Origin of the sequence: Kitasatospora arboriphila (assembly GCF_039528095.1) — a bacterium.
In the GTDB taxonomy this organism is placed as follows: Bacteria; Actinomycetota; Actinomycetes; order Streptomycetales; family Streptomycetaceae; genus Kitasatospora; species Kitasatospora arboriphila.
The window spans coordinates 36,512-53,555 of record NZ_BAAALD010000027.1 but is presented as its reverse complement, the minus strand read 5'-3'; the positions used below and the strand labels follow the sequence as shown (position 1 = coordinate 53,555).

The window sequence follows — 17,044 nt, the reverse complement described above, 5'->3', positions numbered from 1 at the left end:
CGCGGGGCCGTCCGCAGGAGTTTCGCCGTGCCCGAGATCCGCCCTGCCCGAAGAAGAAGCACCACCCGGGGAGTCCCCGGCGCCCGCCGGTTCGCCGCCCTGTGCGGGGCGGCGGCCCTGGCCCTGCCGATGCTGGTCACCGCCGCCGCCCCGGCCGCCGCCGCCGGTCCCACCGCCGTCGTCTCGATGGGCGACAGCTACGTCTCCGGCGAGGCCGGGCGCTGGGACGGCAACAGCGACACCGCGAGCGGCGGCCGCGACGGCACCGACCGCGCCTGGACGGGCAGCGGCTACGACCCGGCCCGGGTGTACGGCAGCACCTACACCTCCGGCTGCGACCGCTCCGACTCCGCCGAGGTCCGTTCCGCCTCCGGCGTCGCCCAGACCCAGATCAACCTCGCCTGCTCCGGCGCCACCTCCGCCAACGTGTTCCGCGCCGCGAACGGCGGGCAGTCCTTCAAAGGCGAGGCCCCGCAGGCCGACCAGCTGGCCGCCGTCGCCGCGCAGAACACCGTCAAGCTGATCACCCTCTCCGTGGGCGGCAACGACCTGGGCTTCGGCGACGTGATCTCCACCTGCGTCCAGGACTACGAGATCTGGTGGTCCTACTGCCACGACGACCAGCAGGCCGCCGTGGACGCGAAGATGGACGCCGCGATGGCCGGGGTCGGCAAGGCCGTGGACGAGGTCCGCGCGGTGATGTCCGCCGCCGGCTACACGTCCTCCTCGTACCGGCTGGTGCTGCAGTCCTACCCGTCGCCGATCCCGCGCAGCAGCGAGAACCGCTACCCGGAGAGCGGCTGGAGCCGCACCAACACCGGCGGCTGCCCGTTCTGGAACCTCGACGCCGACTGGGCCCGGGACTCGCTCGTCCCGCAGATCTCCGACCGGCTGGCCGCCGTCGCCGCCGCCAAGGGCGTGCAGTTCCTCGACCTGCGGGACCTCCTGCAGGGCCGCGAGGTCTGCTCGACCGCGACCCGGCTGGCGACTCCCGGCACCCCGCCGTCGGCGACCACCAGCGAGTGGGCCCGCTTCCTCGACATGGGCACCACCACCCAGGGCGCCCTGCAGGAGTCCTTCCACCCGAACCACTACGCGCAGCTGGCCCTCGGCCGCTGCCTGACCCTGCTGAACGCGCAGCCGACCGGAAACTGGTCCTGCCGCAACACGCCCGGGCGGGACGCCGCCGGGACGTACCTGACGGCCCGCTAGCGGGCTCAGCGCACGGCGCCGCGCATCAGCTTGCCCTCCGTGGACAGCAGCCCGGAGCGGTAGTCGAAGCGCGGCGCCGCCGCGAACATCAGGTACAGGTACTTGGGGTTCTCCGCGAACCAGTAGCCCGGCGTCAGGTCGCCGCGCCGCAGCGGGGCGGCGGTGACGTCCTCCGCCACGGTGTAGCCGCCCGGCACCCGCAGGTGCTCCCGCAGCCCGGCGAAGTAGCCGTAGGCGGTCTCCTTGTACTGCCGGTCGCCGGTGAGCATCCACAGGTCGAAGGAGGAGTTGACGTACTCCGGCCGCAGGTCGTTGCGGGCCGAGCGGACGGTGGCGTCGCCGTAGTCGATGGCCTCCGGCACCACCGGGTTGTTGTCCAGGATCATCGTCCAGGTGTTGTAGTAGTCCACCGCCGCGTCCATGTCCCCGCCCTTGCCGAGCAGGCCCGGGTAGAAGGAGCCGAGCTCGGAGGCGCCGCGGCCGGTGGTCCGCCCGGTCGCGTAGTCGACCTGCTTGTACCAGGCGTAGCCGCCCCGGTGCTCCAGCTGGTAGCGGAGCACGGAGCCGGTCAGCAGCCGGTACCAGTCGCCGAGTTCGCCGTCGCCGAAGAGCTCGGCGCCGGCCCACAGGTACTCGTAGTAGGAGTCGACCGGCGGGTTGGGGGCGCAGGAGGTGGTGTCCGTCCAGCGGCCGGTCTCGATGTTCAGCGAGGTGCCGAGCAGGCCGAGGGCCGAACGCCGGTCGAAGACCGCCCGCATGGCGCGCTTCGCCGCGTCCCAGTACTTCTGCCTGCCCGTCAGCTGCGAGAGCATGCCGAACTCGAGGATGTTGGAGCCGATCTCGGCGAGCGGGCTGGTGTTGCCGGAGACCGCCCCGGTGCGCAGGTTGACGTACCGGTAGGGCATGCCGGTGGGGGAGCGGGTGAAGGCGGGCAGCAGCCGGTCCGCGAGTTCGCGGCAGCGGTCCAGCAGCGGCTGCCGGCCGGTGCAGAGGTAGCCGGCGACCAGGCCGCCGACCAGCCGGATGATCGTCTCGAAGACCTGGACGTCGGCGTCCTGGGCCGGGTCGAGCTCGCGCTCGATCCAGTCGGCGGCGAGCGCGACCTCGTCGTCGAGCTCCATGAGCCACAGGGTGTCCAGCGCCTCGACGATGGACAGGCCGAAGGTGCGCCCGTCGGCGAAGAAGTCGTTGCGCCCGCCGGAGACCGGCCGGACCTCGTCGTAGCCCCAGGCCGCCCGCTTGTACCCCTCCCAGCTGTGCACGAACTCGTCGCGGACCTCCCGCGCTGCCACCGCGTCGTCCGGCATCCCGGCGGCGGGGGCGGCGAGTGCGGGCGCGGCGGCGGCGGGTCGGGCGAGCGCGGCCCCGGCGGTGGCCACGGCGGCGGCGGAGAGCACGGTACGGCGGCGGGGCAGGGAGAGTGATCGCATGCTGCCGGACGGTAGTCATGCGGACCCTCCGTGGTCCGACAATCACCACAGGGCGCGTGTCGGCGCTACCGCCCAGGTCAGGGCGGTAGCGCCGGCTCCGGTTCGACTGCCGGGATTCACCCGACAGGCGTGCTGACCCTCCGTCAGGTGGCGGATCCCTTCGCGAGCAGCATCTGCGCGTGCTCACGGACCTGGTCCTTCGTCAGGTAGGCGTCGGTGTACTCGAAGTCCTGCAGCCGGGCGGGCTGCCGGGCGAGGAAGCCGGTGCGGACGAAGTCGTCGCCGGCGGTGGCGTTCAGCAGCCAGTTGGCGCCGACGCGGAACTTGCCGGAGTTGGTCCGCATCGCCATCAGGTGGTACCCGCGGGCGACCAACTGGGCCGGCACGCCGTGCAGTTCGACTCCCGCCGGCTTGGAGACGGCGTCCTTGCCACCGAGGTCGACGACCAGGCCGAGGTCCTTGTGGTAGTAGGGCTCCAGCGGCTGGTTGTGCATCGCGGCGACGACGTTGTCGGCGACCGCCTTGCCCTGCCGGGCCGCGTGCTGGGCGGTGGGCGGGCAGACCGCGCCGTCGCCCTTGGCGAGGTCCGGCACCGCGGCGGCGTCGCCGAGGGCGAACACCCCGTCGAACTGCGGGACCCGCATCTCCGCGGTCACCGCGATCCGGCCCCGCACGGTCTCCGCGTCCAGCGTGGCGATCAGCGGGCTGGCGACCACGCCGGCCGTCCAGATCAGGGTCCGGCAGGGCAGCAGCCGGCCGTCGGTGAACTTGACGTTCTCGGCGCCGACCTCGGCCACCGACACCCCGAGCGAGACCTCGATCCCGCGTCCGCGCAGGATCTCCAGCGCCGTGGTGCCGAGCTTGTCGCCGAGCTCGGGCATCAGCTTCGGAGCGATGTCGATCAGGTGCCACTTGATCAGCCGCGGGTCCAGCCGCGGGTAGCGGCGGATCGCCGCCGTGGTCAGCCGCTGCAGGCAGGCCGCCGTCTCGGTGCCCGCGTAGCCGCCGCCGACCACCACGAACTGCAGCCGGGACTCCCGCTCGCGCTGGTCCAGCGTGGTCGAGGCGAGGTCCAGCTGCGCGATCACGTGGTCGCGCACGTACGCGGCCTCGGCCAGCGTCTTCATGCCGCGCGCGTAGTCCCGCAGCCCGGGGATGTCGAAGGTGCGGGTCACGCTGCCGGGGGCGAGCACCAGGTGGTCGTAGCGCTCGGCCACCACCTCGTCGGTGATCTTGCGGACCACGATCACCTTGGACCGCGGGTCCACCCCGATCGCGCCGCCCGGCACGATGTGGGTGCGCCGCAGCGTCCGGCGCAGCGAGACCGCCACCGACTGCGGGGTGAGCACCCCCGCCGCGACGTGCGGCAGCAGCGGCAGGTAGAGCTGGTAGCTGAACGGAGTGACCAGGGAGATCTCGGCCTCCGCCGGTGCCAGCTTGCGCTCCAGGCGGCGTGCACACTCCAGGCCGGCGAAGCCGCCGCCCACGATGACGATTCTGGGTCGCTCCATCGTCCATCCCTTACGTGCTCGTCCGTGCCGTGCCGGGACATCGTTTTCCCCCAAACTCGCACGGACGAACGGGGCCTGCCACCGCAGCACGGCACGGGGAGTAGCCGGGCGCCGATAGGCTGGCCGGATGCTCCCCGAGGTGACGGCGGTCCGGTACGTGACGCCACTGCGAGAAGGCGGCTCGATGCCCGGCCTGGTCGAGGCCGACGACCGGCGGCTGTACGTGCTGAAGTGGTGCGGCGCCGCGCAGGGCCGCAAGGCGCTGATCGCCGAGGTGCTCGCCGGGGAGTTCGGCCGCGGCCTCGGGCTGCCCGTGCCGGAGCTGGTACTGCTCGACCTCGACCCGGTGCTCGCCCGCAGCGAGCCCGAGCACCAGATCCAGGACCAGATGCGGGCCAGCGGCGGCGCGAACCTCGGCATGGCCTTCGTCAGCGGCGCCCTCAACTTCGACCCGCTCTGCTTCGACGTCGACCCCGCGCTCGCCGGGCGGGTGCTCTGGTTCGACGCCTTCGTCGGCAACGTCGACCGGTCCTGGCGCAACCCCAACATGCTGATGGCCGCCGGCGGGCTGCGGCTGATCGACCACGGCGCCACCCTGATCTTCCATCACCACTGGGCCGGCTCCGCCGCCTGGGCGGGCCGCCGCTACGACGCGGCCGACCACGCCCTGCTGCCCGCGGCCCCCGACCTCAAGGCCGCCGACGCCGAACTCGCCCCGCTCGTCCCGGCGGCCCTGGAGACCGCGGTCGCCGCCGTCCCCGAGGTGTGGCTGGCCGACGAACCCGGCTTCGACACGCCCGACGCGGTCCGCGCCGCGTACCGCGACCTGCTGACGGCCCGGCTGGCGGGCCGCCGCGACTGGCTTCCGGAGGTGACCGGCTGATGGCCGAGCCGACGCGCGACGACTACGAGTACGCGGTGATCCGCGCCGTGCCCCGGGTGGAGCGCGGCGAGTTCATCAACGTCGGGGTACTCCTCTACTGTCGGCAGTCCGGCTACCTGGGCGCCCGGACCCACCTCGACCAGGGCCGGCTGCTCTCGCTCGACCCGGTCGCGGACGTCCACGCGCTGCGCCGCGCCCTGCACGGCGTGGAGGCCGTCTGCGCGGGCGGCGAGGCCGCCGGGCCCGCGGCCGGCGACAGCCCCGGGCAGCGGTTCCGCTGGCTGACCGCGCCGCGCAGCGCCGTCCTGCAGCCCGGTCCGGTGCACACCGGGCTCACCGGCGACCCGGAGGCCGAGCTGCGGCACCTCTTCGAGCAGTTGGTGCTCTGACGGGCCGTGCGGACGCGCGGTCGGTGTGCCGCGCGCCACGCAGTGCTTGCCGTGCTCGAATCTTGAGCCGCTGAAGAATACCGGCGTACGCTGACCGCATGGCCACGACAGCGTCCACCACCGCACCGTCCACCGCCGACCTGATGGAGTCGATGGCGGCCGTCGGTGCCGCCTACTTCCAGGACTTCGCCGCCGCGGCCGCCCGGCACGGGCTCAGCTCCTCGCAGGCCAAGGCGCTCAAGGCCGTCCAGGAGCCGGTGCCGATGCGCGCGCTGGCCGGCCGGCTCGGCTGCGACGCCTCCAACGTCACCGGCATCGTCGACCGGCTGGAGGCGCTCGGCCTCGCCCACCGCGAGGCCGCGGCCGGCGACCGCCGGGTCAAGATCGTCGGCATCACCGGTCAGGGCCGCGAGGTCCTCGACCTGATCCGCGCCGACATGGTCCGCACCCACGAGGCCTTCGCCAGCCTGGACGCCGAGCAGCGCACCGCCCTCCAGGAGCTGTGCCGCCAGGTGCTGCCGCTGCTCGCCGAGCGCTGAGCCGAGCGCTGAGCCGTACGCGCGGGCGGCGCGGACCGCGCGGACCTCGGCTGTTAGGCTTGCCCAGCGTGAGCGCGAAGCCCCAGATCCCCAATGTCCTGGCCAACCGGTACGCCTCGGCGACCCTGGCCCAGCTCTGGTCCCCCGAGCACAAGGTGGTCCTCGAGCGCCACCTGTGGCTCGCCGTCCTCAAGGCCCAGCAGGACCTCGGCATCGAGGTCCCGACCGGCGCCGTCGCCGACTACGAGCGCGTGATCGACCAGGTCGACCTCGAGTCGATCGCCGCCCGCGAGCGGATCACCCGGCACGACGTCAAGGCCCGCATCGAGGAGTTCAGCGACCTCGCCGGGCACGAGCAGATCCACAAGGGCATGACCTCGCGCGATCTCACCGAGAACGTCGAGCAGCTGCAGATCCGCCAGTCCCTGGAGCACGTCCGGGACCGCACCGTCGCCGTCCTCGTCCGCCTCGGCCGGCTCTCCGCCCAGTACGGCGAGCTCGTCATGGCCGGCCGTTCGCACAACGTCGCCGCCCAGGCGACCACCCTCGGCAAGCGCTTCGCGACCGTCGCCGACGAGCTGCTCGTCGCCTTCCGCCGCCTCGAGGAGCTCGTCGCCCGCTACCCGCTGCGCGGCATCAAGGGCCCGGTCGGCACCGCCCAGGACATGCTCGACCTGCTCGGCGGCGACGCCGACAAGCTCGCCGAGCTGGAGCGCCGGGTCGCCGGCCACCTCGGCTTCGACCACGTGCTCACCAGCGTCGGCCAGGTCTACCCGCGCTCGCTGGACTTCGAGGTCGTCTCCGCCCTCGTCCAGCTCGCCGCCGCCCCCTCCAGCCTCGCCAAGACCATCCGCCTGATGGCCGGCCACGAGCTGGTCACCGAGGGCTTCAAGGCCGGCCAGGTCGGCTCCTCGGCGATGCCGCACAAGATGAACACCCGCTCCTGCGAGCGCGTCAACGGCCTCGCCGTCATCCTGCGCGGCTACGCCTCCATGACCGCCGAGCTCGGCGGCGACCAGTGGAACGAGGGCGACGTCTCCTGCTCCGTCGTCCGCCGGGTCGCCCTGCCGGACGCCTTCTTCGCCTTCGACGGCCTGCTCGAGACCTTCCTGACCGTCCTCGACGAGTTCGGCGCCTTCCCCGCCGTCATCGAGGCCGAGCTCGACCGCTACCTCCCGTTCCTCGCCACCACCAAGGTGCTGATGGGCGCGGTGCGGGCCGGCGTCGGCCGGGAGACCGCGCACGAGGTCATCAAGGAGCACGCCGTCGCCTCCGCGCTCGCCATGCGCGAGGGCGCCCGCGAGAACGCGCTGCTCGGCCGGCTCGCCGAGGACGAGCGCATCCCGCTCGACCGGGCCGCCCTGGACGCGCTGCTCGCCGACCGGCTCTCCTTCACCGGCGCGGCCGGCGCCCAGGTCGCCGAGGTGGTCCGCCGGATCGAGGCCGTCGCGGACGCCTACCCGGAGGCCGCGAAGTACGCCCCGGGCGACATCCTGTAGCAGCGGCGCGGGGAAGTGCAGCGGCTCACCCCAGGGGCGCTGGGACCTGCGGAGGGCACGACCAGGGGCGCGGGGAACTGCGCAGTCCGGGATCGGGCATCGTGACGGATTCGGGCCGGGCCCTGGTCCGTACGGTGAGCCGCATCCGGATCGCGCAGTTCCCCGCGCCCCTGTTCTTGCTTGCTCCTGACGTGCAGGGTGGCCCGCATCCGGGTTGCGCAGCTCCCCGCGCCCTTGGGGTGAGTGCCTTTGCGCGTGGTCATCCGGGGTCGGTGCGTTTGACGGGGTGGCCGGGGTCGATGGGCGGGGTGGTGGTGTCGCAGCGCCAGCCGCAGTTCGGCTCGGCGATCTCCCGTTCCGGCTCCAGGGCGTCGCTGCGCACGGTCGCCAGCGCCAGCAGCCCGCCCGCCGCGAGCAGTCCGGCGCAGATCATCATCGCCGTCTCGAAGGCGTCGTCCACCTCGGCCGGCACCCGGTAGGCGTTGCCGCTGAGGCCGGCCAGGGCGGGCAGTGCCGCGACCGCCAGCAGGCCCGCCGCCCGGGCCGCCGCGTTGTTGACGCCGCTGGCGATGCCGGCCCGCCGCACGTCCACCGCCGCGAGGACGGTCGCCGTCAGCGGCGCCACCAGCAGGGTCATCCCGCAGCCGAGCACCGTCACCGCGGGCAGCACGTCCGCCCAGTAGGAGGCGTCCGGGCCGATCCGCAGCATCAGCAGGACACCGGCCGCGCAGATGACCGGCCCGAGGAACAGCGGCAGCCGGGGGCCGACGGCCCGGCCCAGGCGGCCCGCGCGGCTGGAGAAGGCCAGCATCAGCACGGTGATCGGCACCAGCGCCACCCCGGCCGTCAGCGGGCTGAACCCGGACACCACCTGGAGCTGGACGGTCAGCAGCAGGAAGACGCCGCTGAAGGCGCCGTACACGCACAGGGTCACCAGGTTCACCGAGGTGAACAGCCGGGACGAGAACAGCTCCAGCGGCAGCATCGGCTCCTCGGCCCGCCGTTCCACCAGGACGAAGGCCACGCCGGACAGAACCCCCAGCAGACCGGCGACCGGCGCGAACGGGCTGCTCGTGTCGGTCAGCGCGTACGTCACCCCGGCGAGGGCGAGGGCGGCGAGCACCGCGCCCGGCACGTCGAACCGTCCCGAGCGGTCCGGGTCGCGGGTCTCCGGCACGTGGCGGCCGGCCACCGCGATCACCGCCACCGCGACCGGCACGTTGATCAGGAAGATCCACCGCCAGCCCGGGCCGTCGACCAGCCAGCCGCCCAGGAACGGTCCGACGGCGGCGGCGACGCCGCCCAGTCCGGACCAGGCGCCGACCGCCGCGCCCCGGTCGTCGGGGTGGAACACGGCCTGCAGCATGGCCAGCGAGCCGGGTGTCAGCAGCGCCCCGCCGATGCCCTGCAGCGCCCGTGCCGCGATCAGCACCTCGATGGTGGGTGCCGCCGCGCAGATCGCCGAGGCCGCCGCGAACCAGGCCACGCCGATCAGGAAGACCCGCCGCCGGCCGTACCGGTCGCCCAGCGAGCCGCCGAGCAGGATCAGTGCCGCCAGGGTCAGCAGGTAGGCGTTGACCGTCCACTGGAGGGCGGCCAGCGAGGCGTCGAGGTCCTCGCCGATCCGTGGCAGTGCCACGTTCACCACCGTGCCGTCCAGCATCGCCATGCCGGAGCCGAGGACCGTCGCCAGGAGCACCCAGCGCGCCCGCGGGGTGCCCATCCGGATCGCCTGTGCCGTCCGATCGCCGCTCATCCTTCGATCCTGCGCCGCACCCGGCCCCTTCTGCACCCCCCACCGCCCGGGGGCCACCCGCCGTGCCCGCGGCGCCCCGTACGGCGACCGGCGGCACGGTGGCCGGCGACGCCGTGCTCTGACCCGGACGGGCGGCGGGGTTCAGTCGAGCAGGCCGGCGCGTCGCCAGTGCGGGGCCGTCCGGTGGTCGACGACGCCGAGGTCGGTGAAGAACGCGAGCGCCTTGCGGGCCCAGTCGACGCGGGCCAGCCGCCAGTGCTCGTTGGCCGCGGCGGCGCGTTCCGCCGCGCGGACGTCCAGGCCGGAGAGGGCGTACACCCGGGGGTGGACGAGCTCCGCGACGGCGAGCCGGGCCAGCACCAGCAGGCCGCGCCGGAAGACCGCGCGCCGGGCCGGGCCCATCCGCGCCCAGATCCGCTCCAGCTCGGGCTTGGCGTAGCCGATGTGCCGGGCCTCCTCGACGACGTGGATCCGTGCCACCGCCCGGGCCAGCGGCTGCAGCGACTCGTCGCGGACCATCTCCCGCTGCATCGCGTCGGTGAACTCCTCCACGAAGATCGCGCCGGCGAAGGTGATGGCGGTGTCGTTCAGCAGGAAGTGCAGCTTGCCGCGCCGGTGCGCCTTGGCCGAGGGCCGGGCCGACGGGTAGCCGGTGGCGGCGATGTACCGGGCGAACATGGTGGAGTGCCGGCACTCGTCGGCGACCTCGGTCAGCGCGTACTGCGCGTGCCGGGTGGTCAGGTCGCCCTCGTAGACGTGCCGGATCAGGCCCTCCATCAGCACCAGCTCGAACCAGATGCCGGCCGCGGTCGCGGAGGCCAGCTGGTGGACGCTGAGACGGGCCTGCTGCCGCGGCGTCAGGGTCTCCCACAGCGGGGTGCCGTAGAGGGTGACGCGGTGCTGCGGCAGGGCGAAGTGGTCCGGGTCGATCGGCGCGTCCCAGTCGATCTCGGTCAGCGGGTCGAAGGAGTGGCGGGCGGAGGCGCGCAGCAGCCGGGCGGCGTTCTGTTCGCGGTGGTCGGCGTGCGGGGCGGGGGCGGTGTCGCGCATCGGTCGGCTCCGGTGGGGTCGGGGGCGTTCGGGATCGGCTGCACCGACGGGAGCAGTGAACCAGTTAGACGGGCTGTCAACAAGGGGTCGCGCGCGGGTCGGCCCGGCTTCGGCGACACTGGCCCCATGGAGCCGGTCGCGGCCTTGGAACGCATCGCCTTCCTGCTGGAGCGCGAGGACGCCTCCCCGTACCGGGTGAAGGCCTTCCGCACCGCGGCCGAGGCCGCCCGCAGGCTGCCCGCCGGGCCGGTCGACGCCGCCCGGGCCGCCCGGCTGCCCGGCGTCGGCCCGAAGACCGCCCAGGTGATCGCCGAGGCCTCGGCCGGACGCGTCCCCGGCTACCTCGCCGAACTGGAGGAGAGCGCCGGGCCGCTCGCCGAGGGCGCCGACGCACTGCGGGCCGCCCTCAAGGGCGACTGCCACCTGCACTCCGACTGGTCCGACGGCGGCAGCCCGATCGAGGCGATGGCCCGCACCGCCCGCGACCTCGGCCACGCCTGGGCCGTCCTCACCGACCACTCGCCCCGGCTGACCGTCGCCCGCGGCCTCAGCGTCGAACGGCTGCGCGAGCAACTGGAGGTGGTCGCCGCCCTCAACCGCGAGCTCGCGCCCTTCCGGCTGCTCACCGGCATCGAGTGCGACATCCTCGACGACGGCTCACTGGACCAGGACGAGGACCTGCTGGCCGAACTCGACCTGGTCGTCGCCTCCGTCCACTCCAGGCTGCGGATGGAGCGCGCCCCGATGACCCGCCGCCTGCTCGCCGCCGTCCGCAACCCGCTGGTCGACGTCCTGGGCCACTGCACCGGCCGGCTGGTCGGCGGCCGCACCCGCCCCGAGTCGCAGTTCGACGCCGAGGCGGTCTTCGCGGCCTGCGCCGAGTCCGGCACCGCCGTCGAGATCAACTGCCGCCCCGACCGCCGCGACCCGCCGACCCGGCTGCTGCGCCTCGCGATCGACACCGGTTGCGTCTTCGCGATCGACAGCGACGCGCACGCCCCCGGCCAGCTCGACTGGCAGCAGTACGGCTGCGCCCGCGCCGCCGACGCGGGGCTGGAGCCGGAGCGGATCGTCAACACCCTCCCGGTCGAGGAACTGCTCGCCTGGACGGCCGCCTGAGGGCGGCGCCGCGCGTTCAGGCGGTGAGCCGCTCCCGCAGGTGGCCGAGGGTCTCGTCCTTGATGCCGAGCCCGGCGCGGGCGTAGCTCTCGACGTCGCCCCAGCCGTCCTCGACCGCCTGCCGGGCCGCCTCCAGGTACGCGGGGTGCGCGCCGAACACCGCGTCGGCGATCTCCGGGTCGCCGCCCGCGGCGGTGAACTCCGCGATCACCGGTGCGAACGCGGCCTGCACCGCGACACCGACCGACAGGTACTCGTCGGTGACCGTCCGGTCGTCCGCGCCGAGCAGCAGCAGGACGAGCGCCGCCCCCCAGCCGGTGCGGTCCTTGCCCGCGGTGCAGTGGAACAGCACCGGACCGCCGTCCCGGTGCGCGAGCGCGGTCAGCAGCTGGCGGTACGACTGCCGGGCGGACTCGGCCGTCACGAAGGAGCGGTAGTCCGCGGCCAGCGCCCGGGCGGCCCGGCCGCCGCGGAACTCCCGGTTGGCGAGCGCAGGGTCGGCGAAGGCGAGGGCCAGCCGGGCGGCGGTGCCGGTGCCCGCCGGGTCGGCCATCACGTCGGCGACCAGCAGGTGCGCCCCGCCGGGCACCCGGTCGGGGCGGGCGGTGCGCTCCCGCTCGGTGCGCAGGTCCACGACGGTCCGCACACCGAGGGCGGCGAAGGCCGGGTCGCAGGTGAGGTCCAGGCGGTCGAGGCCGCCGGAGCGGAACGCCAGGCCCGGGCGGACCCGGCCGCCGGGCAGCGCGATGCCACCGAGGTCGCGCAGGTTGGCGACGGTGCTGGAGCGCACGATCTGCGAGCACTGCATGGCTACCTCCCGGCAGGGGACGCGACTCATCTGCACGCTAGGCCCTGCGGTGACCGGTCGCTCGCGGAGCGCGTCCGTCCGGCCGGGCGGACGCCGGCCGGCGATGGGGCGCGCAGGGGGCGCACACCGGCGCACCGGGCGCGTGCCGCCCGTGCCTCGCGCGCCGCATTGCCCGACGGACCGTCAGGCGGCAGTGTGTGTCGGGGCTCACACAGGGTGGGCGGATGAAGGGCGGTACCGCCGGACATGGCAGCCAAGATCCTGATCGTCACCGGTGACGCGGCGGAGTCGCTGGAGGTGTTCTACCCCTACCAGCGGCTGCGCGAGGAGGGGTACGAGGTGCACATCGCCGCGCCCGCCAAGAAGACGCTGCAGTTCGTGGTGCACGACTTCGTGGACGGCTTCGACACCTACACCGAGAAGCCCGGCTACACCTGGCCCGCCGACGTCGCCGTCGCCGACGTCGACCCGGCCGACTACGTGGCCCTGGTGATCCCCGGCGGCCGCGCCCCCGAGTACCTACGCAACAACGCCGACGTGCAGCGCATCGCCGCGCACTTCTTCCAGGAGGACAAGCCGGTCGCGCAGATCTGCCACGGCCCGCTGATCACCCTGGTCGGCGGCACCCTCAACGGCCGCACCACGGCCGCCTACCCGGCGCTGGAGCCGGACGTCGAGGCGGGCGGCGCCGACTTCGTCGACGGCGAGGCCGTGGTCGACGGCGTCGTGGTCTCGGCCCGCGCCTGGCCCGACCACCCGGCCTGGATGCGCGCCTTCGTCGAGGTGCTGCGCGAGAAGGCGCCGGTCGAGTAGGACGGCCCGCCCCGCCCGGAGACTCCGGGGGCGGCTCGCCGGCCCGCTGCCAGCGGGCCGCCCCCGCGTCGGGGGCCCGCCGGCGGCCGGCGGACCGTCAGAGCCGGTCGGCCCAGGGAGGGTTCGGCCCGGCGACACCGCAGGTCAGTGCCGCCACCCCGGCCGCGAAGCGGCACGCCTCGGCCACCGCGGGCACCGTGAGCCCGTCCAGCCGTCCGCCGAGCAGGCCCTGCGCGTCCAGCCGGTGCAGCAGCCCGGCCGTGAACGCGTCCCCGGCGCCGACGGTGTCCACCACCTCCACCCGCCGGGCGGGTACGGCGATCCGCTCCCCGTTCAGCGAGGCCAGCGCGCCCTGCGGGCCGAGCGTCACCACCACCAGCGGCACGCCGTCCTCGTGGAACCGGTCGCAGACCGCCTCCACCCCGCTCTCCGGGAAGAGGTGCCCGACGTCGTCCGCGCTCAGCCGCAGGACGTCCGCCAGTGCGCACCAGCGCGGCAGCCGCTCCCGGTAGACCGCCGGATCGACCAGCAGCGGACGGACGTTGGGGTCGATCGACACCGTCGCGGACGCCGCGGCCCGGGCCAGGTACGCCTCGATCGCCGGCCCGCCCGGGTCCCGCGCCAGGGCCAGCGAGCCGGAGTGCACGCAGACCGGCCCGGCGGGCGGCACGGCCGCCAACTCGGCCTCCGTCCACTGCCAGTCCGCCGTGCCCTCGGCGTGGAACGAGAAGCTGGCCCGCCCCTCTCCGTCCACCTCGGCGACCGCCAGGGTGCTCGGCTCCGCCGCCGCCACGCAGCCCGACAGGTCGACCCCGGAGCCGGCCAACTGGGCCCGGAACAGCCGCCCGAAGACGTCGTCCGCCAGCCGCGCCCGGAACGCCACCGGGGTGCCCAGCCGGGCCAGTGCCACCGCGGTGTTGGCCGGCCCGCCGCCCGGGTGCACCCGCAGCGCCAGTTCGCCGGGCCCGCTCAGGGCGGCATCGGTGAAGGCGTCGGCGACGCACTCGCCGATCACGGTGACGCGGACCGGACTGCTGGGCACGGCGGGACCTCCTGGGCGCGGCGGTGAGGAGGCCATCATGCCGGGTGGGCGACCCCGTCGAGCAGCACGGCGACGAACCGCCGCCGCGGCACCGGGTGTTCGCCGAACCACCGGCCGAGCCGGTGGACGGCGTCCGGCAGTTCCAGCCGGCGGTGGTCGGACCGCGCCGCCAGTGCCCGCCCGACCGCCGCGGTCACCTCGGCGGGGATCACCTCGTCGCGGCCGGGCACGGCCAGCACCGATCGCCCGCCGAAGCCCTCCAGCGCGGTCAGCGCCGCCGAGTCCCGCCAACTGCCGGGCCGCCTGATGATCCCGGTGAAGCCCGCGCCGAAGGGCACCGGCCAGGCCTCCCGCGCGTACACCGCCGGGGCGCACAGCCCGACGGCGCGGACCCGCGGCCCGTACCGCGCCGTCAGATCGGCCACCGTCTGCCCGCTCATGCTGAATCCGACCAGCACCAGCTCCTCGCCGTCGGCGTGCCGGTCGATCAGGGCGGCGGCCTGCCGCAGCCGGCGCTCCAGCGACAGGTCCGCGAGCCGTCCGGAACTCGCGCCGTGCCCGGAGAAGTCCAGGGCGAGGGCGCGGCACCCCCGTGCGGCGAGGTCGCCGAGCAGCGGCAGCAGACGGCGGGTGTCGCTGTCGCCCGCGCCGTGCAACGCGACGGCGGTGAGCCCGTTCGGGGCGTCGGGTGCGAGGGCGACGGCGGCGAGCCGCTCGCCGTCGGCGTCGACCGGGAATCGTCGGGGCCGGCGGCCCTCGGAGGGGAAGCGTTCCACGGACCGGGCGACGTCCGGGGCGGCCGGACGGTTCCTCCGGGGTGCCGTTCTTCCGGGGGGCCGGGCCGGCCGATCGGGTGAAGGGTGGAGGCATGGCAGAGCAACCGGAAGCCGTGCTGAAGCTGTTCGCCGACGCGCAGGACACCTTCGGCCGGCACGTGCGCAGGGCCGCCGCCCACGACGCCTGGGAGGCGCCGACGCCCTGCACCGAGTGGACCGTCCGCGACCTGGTCGGCCACCTCACCTCCGAGCACCTGTGGGTGCCGCCGCTGCTGGCGGGCCGCACGGTCGCGGAGGTCGGCGACCGCTTCGACGGCGACGTGCTCGGCGACGACCCGGTCGCGGCCTGGACGGCCGCCGCCGAGGCGTCCCGCGCCGCCTTCGACGCCTCCGGCGCGCTGGGGCGGACCGTCTCGCTCTCGTACGGCGACCGCCCCGCCGAGGGCTACTGCCGGGAGATGACGGTCGACGCGATCATCCACGCCTGGGACCTTGCCGTCGGCGTCGGCGCCGACCTCGCCATGGACCGGGCGGCCGCCGAGTTCGCGTTCGCCGAGCTCGAGGCGTACGGCGGCGACCTCTCCTCCTCCGGGGTGTTCGGCCGGGCCGTGCCGGTGCCCGAGGACGCCGACACGCAGGCCAGGCTGCTCGCCGCCGCCGGCCTCGACCCGGCCGACCCGCTGCACACGGGCGGCTGACCGGGCGCGGCAGGCGAGGCCGGCCTGCGGCGGTCAGCAGCTGCGCAGACCGGGCACCTGGTTGAGCAGCTGCGCCCGCGCCGAGGTGAACCGGGCGTACGCCTCCGTCCGTTCGGCGCCGGGGCGGAAGACCGCCACCCGGTGGCAGTTCTGGAAGGCGATCCGCACGCCGAAGTGCCGCTCCAGGCTGCCGCGGATGGCGTCACTGGCCATGGCGCGCAGCAACTGCCCGCGCTCCTCGTCCGTCGGTGCGGTGGTGTTGTCGGCGAACTCGGCGGGGGAGTCCTGCAGTTCGCCGCTGAGCTCGGCGACCGTGCGGTAGGCGTACGGCAGGGAGGTGCGGACGGTCTCGACGAACTCCGCCTCCTCCACCTCGCCGTGCTCGGCCTTCTCCAGCAGGGCGGCGGGGACGTTCAGGGACATGCGGGTGCTCCTCGGCTGTGCGGGGTCGGGCGGGGACGGTGGTTCGCCGGATTATGAAAGTGAAAGTCATTTCCAGCAAGCGCCATCCTGAACACCGCTTGACGACCTGTCAAGCCGCCGCTGCGCCGAACGGGTGCCGGGTCGCGCCGCACACCGGCCGTTCCTAGGCTGGGGGCGAGGAGGTGTCCCCGGTGGACGAGCACACGAGTGGCGGCACCGACCGGCGGATCCTGGACCGGATCGGTGAGATGGTCGCGGCCGAACGCGAGCTGCGGACGATGCTGGCCGAAGGACGGATCGACCCGGCCAGCGAGCGGCAGCGGCTGCGCGAGCTGGAGGCGGAGCTCGACCAGTGCTGGGACCTGCTCCGGCAGCGTCGGGCACGGGTCGACGCGGGGGACGACCCCGATCTCGCCGCGGTGCGCAGCATCGAGGAGGTCGAGCGGTACGAGTCCTGAACCCCGGGGCGCTCCGGAACCCCGGGCCGGTCAGCCGCCGCGGGTGCGGAGCAGGTCCTCCAGCGCCGCGGCGTTGCGTCGCACGTCGGCGGCGAGGGTGTGCAGCAGGTCGCGGCTGTCGGGGTCGCGGTCGCCGAACCAGTCGGCGATCTCCCGGTAGGTCGCGAGGACGATCCGCTCGGCCCGCAGGTTGCGGTCGAGGGTGGCGGTCAGCGCGGCGTCCGCGGGCACCGAGTAGTCGGTGTGGGCGCGCTGCGCCAGGGTGTCCGGGTCGAAGTTGGGGCGCCCGCCCAGTGCGGTGATCCGCTCGGCCACCGCGACGGCGTGCCGCATGCCCTGCTCGGCGTGCGCGGTCAGCAGCGCGGCCGCCCGGCCGGACTCGGGGCCCCCGCCGGCGGCGGCCAGGGCGTCCCGGGTGTAGCGGAGCCAGCCGACCACCTCGGTGGCGATCACGTCGTTGAGCACGCTGACGGCCCGCTCCTCGTCCAGATGCGGCGCGGTTCCGGGCTCGGTGGCCATCGTGCGCAGCGCCTCGCGGCTGATGCGGGTCACGTCGACGGCGAAGCTGTCGGCCATGGCGGTGCCTCCTGTGCGCGGGCGGTCCCGTCACGACCGACGGTATGCCGGACGCCCGCGGA

Annotated in this window: 18 protein-coding genes; 9 read left to right on the top strand and 9 right to left on the bottom strand. The window is 74.6% G+C overall.

Translation table 11 applies throughout. From position 1 onward, the window contains the following. Positions 1 to 27 precede the first annotated feature (27 nt). Entirely contained in the window at positions 28 to 1,212 is a 1,185-nt protein-coding gene (locus ABD353_RS16250; protein ID WP_344624304.1) for a GDSL-type esterase/lipase family protein, read from the top strand. Between the two features lie 5 nt (positions 1,213 to 1,217). Here ABD353_RS16250 and ABD353_RS16245 read toward each other — a convergent pair whose 3' ends face one another. Together ABD353_RS16245 and ABD353_RS16240 are read right to left on the bottom strand one after the other, a co-directional pair. Then, complete coding sequence (locus ABD353_RS16245) at positions 1,218 to 2,642, bottom strand: glycoside hydrolase family 47 protein (protein WP_344624303.1); 1,425 nt, start codon at positions 2,640 to 2,642, stop codon at positions 1,218 to 1,220. A gap of 143 nt (positions 2,643 to 2,785) precedes the next feature. Next, on the bottom strand, positions 2,786 to 4,153 hold the full coding sequence (locus ABD353_RS16240; RefSeq protein WP_043174276.1) for an NAD(P)/FAD-dependent oxidoreductase: 1,368 nt from the start codon (positions 4,151 to 4,153) through the stop codon (positions 2,786 to 2,788). A 127-nt stretch (positions 4,154 to 4,280) separates the two neighbouring features. On the opposite strand from ABD353_RS16240, the gene ABD353_RS16235 reads away from it, so the two are divergent. The 4 genes from ABD353_RS16235 to purB all read left to right on the top strand — a co-directional run bounded on the left by ABD353_RS16235 (position 4,281) and on the right by purB (position 7,463). Continuing rightward, entirely contained in the window at positions 4,281 to 5,036 is a 756-nt protein-coding gene (locus ABD353_RS16235; RefSeq protein WP_344624302.1) for a HipA family kinase, read from the top strand. Beyond that, on the top strand, positions 5,036 to 5,425 hold the full coding sequence (locus ABD353_RS16230; RefSeq protein ID WP_344624301.1) for a DUF3037 domain-containing protein: 390 nt from the start codon (positions 5,036 to 5,038) through the stop codon (positions 5,423 to 5,425). The genes ABD353_RS16235 and ABD353_RS16230 overlap by 1 nt, the downstream gene beginning before the upstream one ends. A gap of 98 nt (positions 5,426 to 5,523) precedes the next feature. After that, positions 5,524 to 5,964: a MarR family winged helix-turn-helix transcriptional regulator gene (locus ABD353_RS16225; RefSeq protein WP_344624300.1), complete on the top strand. Its 441-nt coding sequence runs from the start codon at positions 5,524 to 5,526 to the stop codon at positions 5,962 to 5,964. A gap of 59 nt (positions 5,965 to 6,023) precedes the next feature. After that, positions 6,024 to 7,463: an adenylosuccinate lyase gene (gene purB / locus ABD353_RS16220; protein ID WP_344624299.1), complete on the top strand. Its 1,440-nt coding sequence runs from the start codon at positions 6,024 to 6,026 to the stop codon at positions 7,461 to 7,463. A 259-nt stretch (positions 7,464 to 7,722) separates the two neighbouring features. On the opposite strand, the gene ABD353_RS16215 is transcribed toward purB, so the two are convergent. Continuing rightward, the gene (locus tag ABD353_RS16215; RefSeq protein WP_344624298.1) at positions 7,723 to 9,219 is read right to left on the bottom strand and encodes an MFS transporter; all 1,497 of its coding nucleotides are present in this window, start codon (positions 9,217 to 9,219) and stop codon (positions 7,723 to 7,725) included. 141 nt (positions 9,220 to 9,360) lie between these two features. Next, positions 9,361 to 10,269: an AurF N-oxygenase family protein gene (locus tag ABD353_RS16210; protein ID WP_344624297.1), complete on the bottom strand. Its 909-nt coding sequence runs from the start codon at positions 10,267 to 10,269 to the stop codon at positions 9,361 to 9,363. A 126-nt stretch (positions 10,270 to 10,395) separates the two neighbouring features. On the opposite strand from ABD353_RS16210, the gene ABD353_RS16205 reads away from it, so the two are divergent. Next, entirely contained in the window at positions 10,396 to 11,388 is a 993-nt protein-coding gene (locus ABD353_RS16205; RefSeq protein WP_344624296.1) for a PHP domain-containing protein, read from the top strand. A gap of 16 nt (positions 11,389 to 11,404) precedes the next feature. Here the strand turns inward: ABD353_RS16205 and ABD353_RS16200 are convergent, their stop codons facing one another. Further along, the gene (locus tag ABD353_RS16200; protein WP_344624295.1) at positions 11,405 to 12,196 is read right to left on the bottom strand and encodes a tyrosine-protein phosphatase; all 792 of its coding nucleotides are present in this window, start codon (positions 12,194 to 12,196) and stop codon (positions 11,405 to 11,407) included. 246 nt (positions 12,197 to 12,442) lie between these two features. Between ABD353_RS16200 and ABD353_RS16195 the strand changes: the two genes are divergently transcribed. After that, a complete protein-coding gene (locus tag ABD353_RS16195; protein ID WP_344624294.1) occupies positions 12,443 to 13,009 on the top strand; it encodes a DJ-1/PfpI family protein in 567 nt (188 codons plus the stop codon). A gap of 97 nt (positions 13,010 to 13,106) precedes the next feature. Here ABD353_RS16195 and ABD353_RS16190 read toward each other — a convergent pair whose 3' ends face one another. Continuing rightward, on the bottom strand, positions 13,107 to 14,087 hold the full coding sequence (locus ABD353_RS16190) for a carbohydrate kinase family protein (RefSeq protein WP_425555170.1): 981 nt from the start codon (positions 14,085 to 14,087) through the stop codon (positions 13,107 to 13,109). Then, positions 14,087 to 14,827, bottom strand: coding sequence for an alpha/beta hydrolase (locus tag ABD353_RS16185; RefSeq protein ID WP_344624292.1), 741 nt, complete (start codon positions 14,825 to 14,827; stop codon positions 14,087 to 14,089). Before ABD353_RS16185 ends, ABD353_RS16190 begins: the two co-directional genes overlap by 1 nt. A gap of 92 nt (positions 14,828 to 14,919) precedes the next feature. Between ABD353_RS16185 and ABD353_RS16180 the strand changes: the two genes are divergently transcribed. Then, positions 14,920 to 15,525, top strand: coding sequence for a TIGR03086 family metal-binding protein (locus tag ABD353_RS16180; protein WP_344624291.1), 606 nt, complete (start codon positions 14,920 to 14,922; stop codon positions 15,523 to 15,525). A 33-nt stretch (positions 15,526 to 15,558) separates the two neighbouring features. On the opposite strand, the gene ABD353_RS16175 is transcribed toward ABD353_RS16180, so the two are convergent. Further along, positions 15,559 to 15,948 (bottom strand): SCO5389 family protein, encoded by a 390-nt coding sequence (locus ABD353_RS16175; RefSeq protein WP_344624290.1) that lies wholly within the window; start codon positions 15,946 to 15,948, stop codon positions 15,559 to 15,561. A 191-nt stretch (positions 15,949 to 16,139) separates the two neighbouring features. Here ABD353_RS16175 and ABD353_RS16170 point away from each other — a divergent pair, with 191 nt between their 5' ends. After that, positions 16,140 to 16,406, top strand: a complete 267-nt coding sequence (locus tag ABD353_RS16170) for a DUF2630 family protein (protein ID WP_344624289.1) — start codon at positions 16,140 to 16,142, stop codon at positions 16,404 to 16,406. Between the two features lie 30 nt (positions 16,407 to 16,436). Here ABD353_RS16170 and ABD353_RS16165 read toward each other — a convergent pair whose 3' ends face one another. Continuing rightward, positions 16,437 to 16,982 carry a ferritin-like domain-containing protein gene (locus tag ABD353_RS16165; protein WP_344624288.1) on the bottom strand — a complete coding sequence of 182 codons (546 nt, stop codon included), beginning with the start codon at positions 16,980 to 16,982 and terminating at the stop codon, positions 16,437 to 16,439. Between the last annotated feature and the right edge of the window lie 62 nt (positions 16,983 to 17,044).

Bases quoted from the DNA above. Each gene is read 5' to 3' on its own strand.
- ABD353_RS16245 (WP_344624303.1), bottom strand. From the start codon at position 2,642: ATGCGATCACTCTCCCTGCCCCGCCGCCGTACCGTGCTCTCCGCCGCC.
- ABD353_RS16240 (WP_043174276.1), bottom strand. From the start codon at position 4,153: ATGGAGCGACCCAGAATCGTCATCGTGGGCGGCGGCTTCGCCGGCCTG.
- ABD353_RS16235 (WP_344624302.1), top strand. From the start codon at position 4,281: ATGCTCCCCGAGGTGACGGCGGTCCGGTACGTGACGCCACTGCGAGAA.
- ABD353_RS16230 (WP_344624301.1), top strand. From the start codon at position 5,036: ATGGCCGAGCCGACGCGCGACGACTACGAGTACGCGGTGATCCGCGCC.
- ABD353_RS16225 (WP_344624300.1), top strand. From the start codon at position 5,524: ATGGCCACGACAGCGTCCACCACCGCACCGTCCACCGCCGACCTGATG.
- ABD353_RS16215 (WP_344624298.1), bottom strand. From the start codon at position 9,219: ATGAGCGGCGATCGGACGGCACAGGCGATCCGGATGGGCACCCCGCGG.
- ABD353_RS16210 (WP_344624297.1), bottom strand. From the start codon at position 10,269: ATGCGCGACACCGCCCCCGCCCCGCACGCCGACCACCGCGAACAGAAC.
- ABD353_RS16205 (WP_344624296.1), top strand. From the start codon at position 10,396: ATGGAGCCGGTCGCGGCCTTGGAACGCATCGCCTTCCTGCTGGAGCGC.
- ABD353_RS16200 (WP_344624295.1), bottom strand. From the start codon at position 12,196: ATGCAGTGCTCGCAGATCGTGCGCTCCAGCACCGTCGCCAACCTGCGC.
- ABD353_RS16195 (WP_344624294.1), top strand. From the start codon at position 12,443: ATGGCAGCCAAGATCCTGATCGTCACCGGTGACGCGGCGGAGTCGCTG.
- ABD353_RS16190 (WP_425555170.1), bottom strand. From the start codon at position 14,087: ATGGCCTCCTCACCGCCGCGCCCAGGAGGTCCCGCCGTGCCCAGCAGT.
- ABD353_RS16180 (WP_344624291.1), top strand. From the start codon at position 14,920: ATGGCAGAGCAACCGGAAGCCGTGCTGAAGCTGTTCGCCGACGCGCAG.
- ABD353_RS16175 (WP_344624290.1), bottom strand. From the start codon at position 15,948: ATGTCCCTGAACGTCCCCGCCGCCCTGCTGGAGAAGGCCGAGCACGGC.
- ABD353_RS16165 (WP_344624288.1), bottom strand. From the start codon at position 16,982: ATGGCCGACAGCTTCGCCGTCGACGTGACCCGCATCAGCCGCGAGGCG.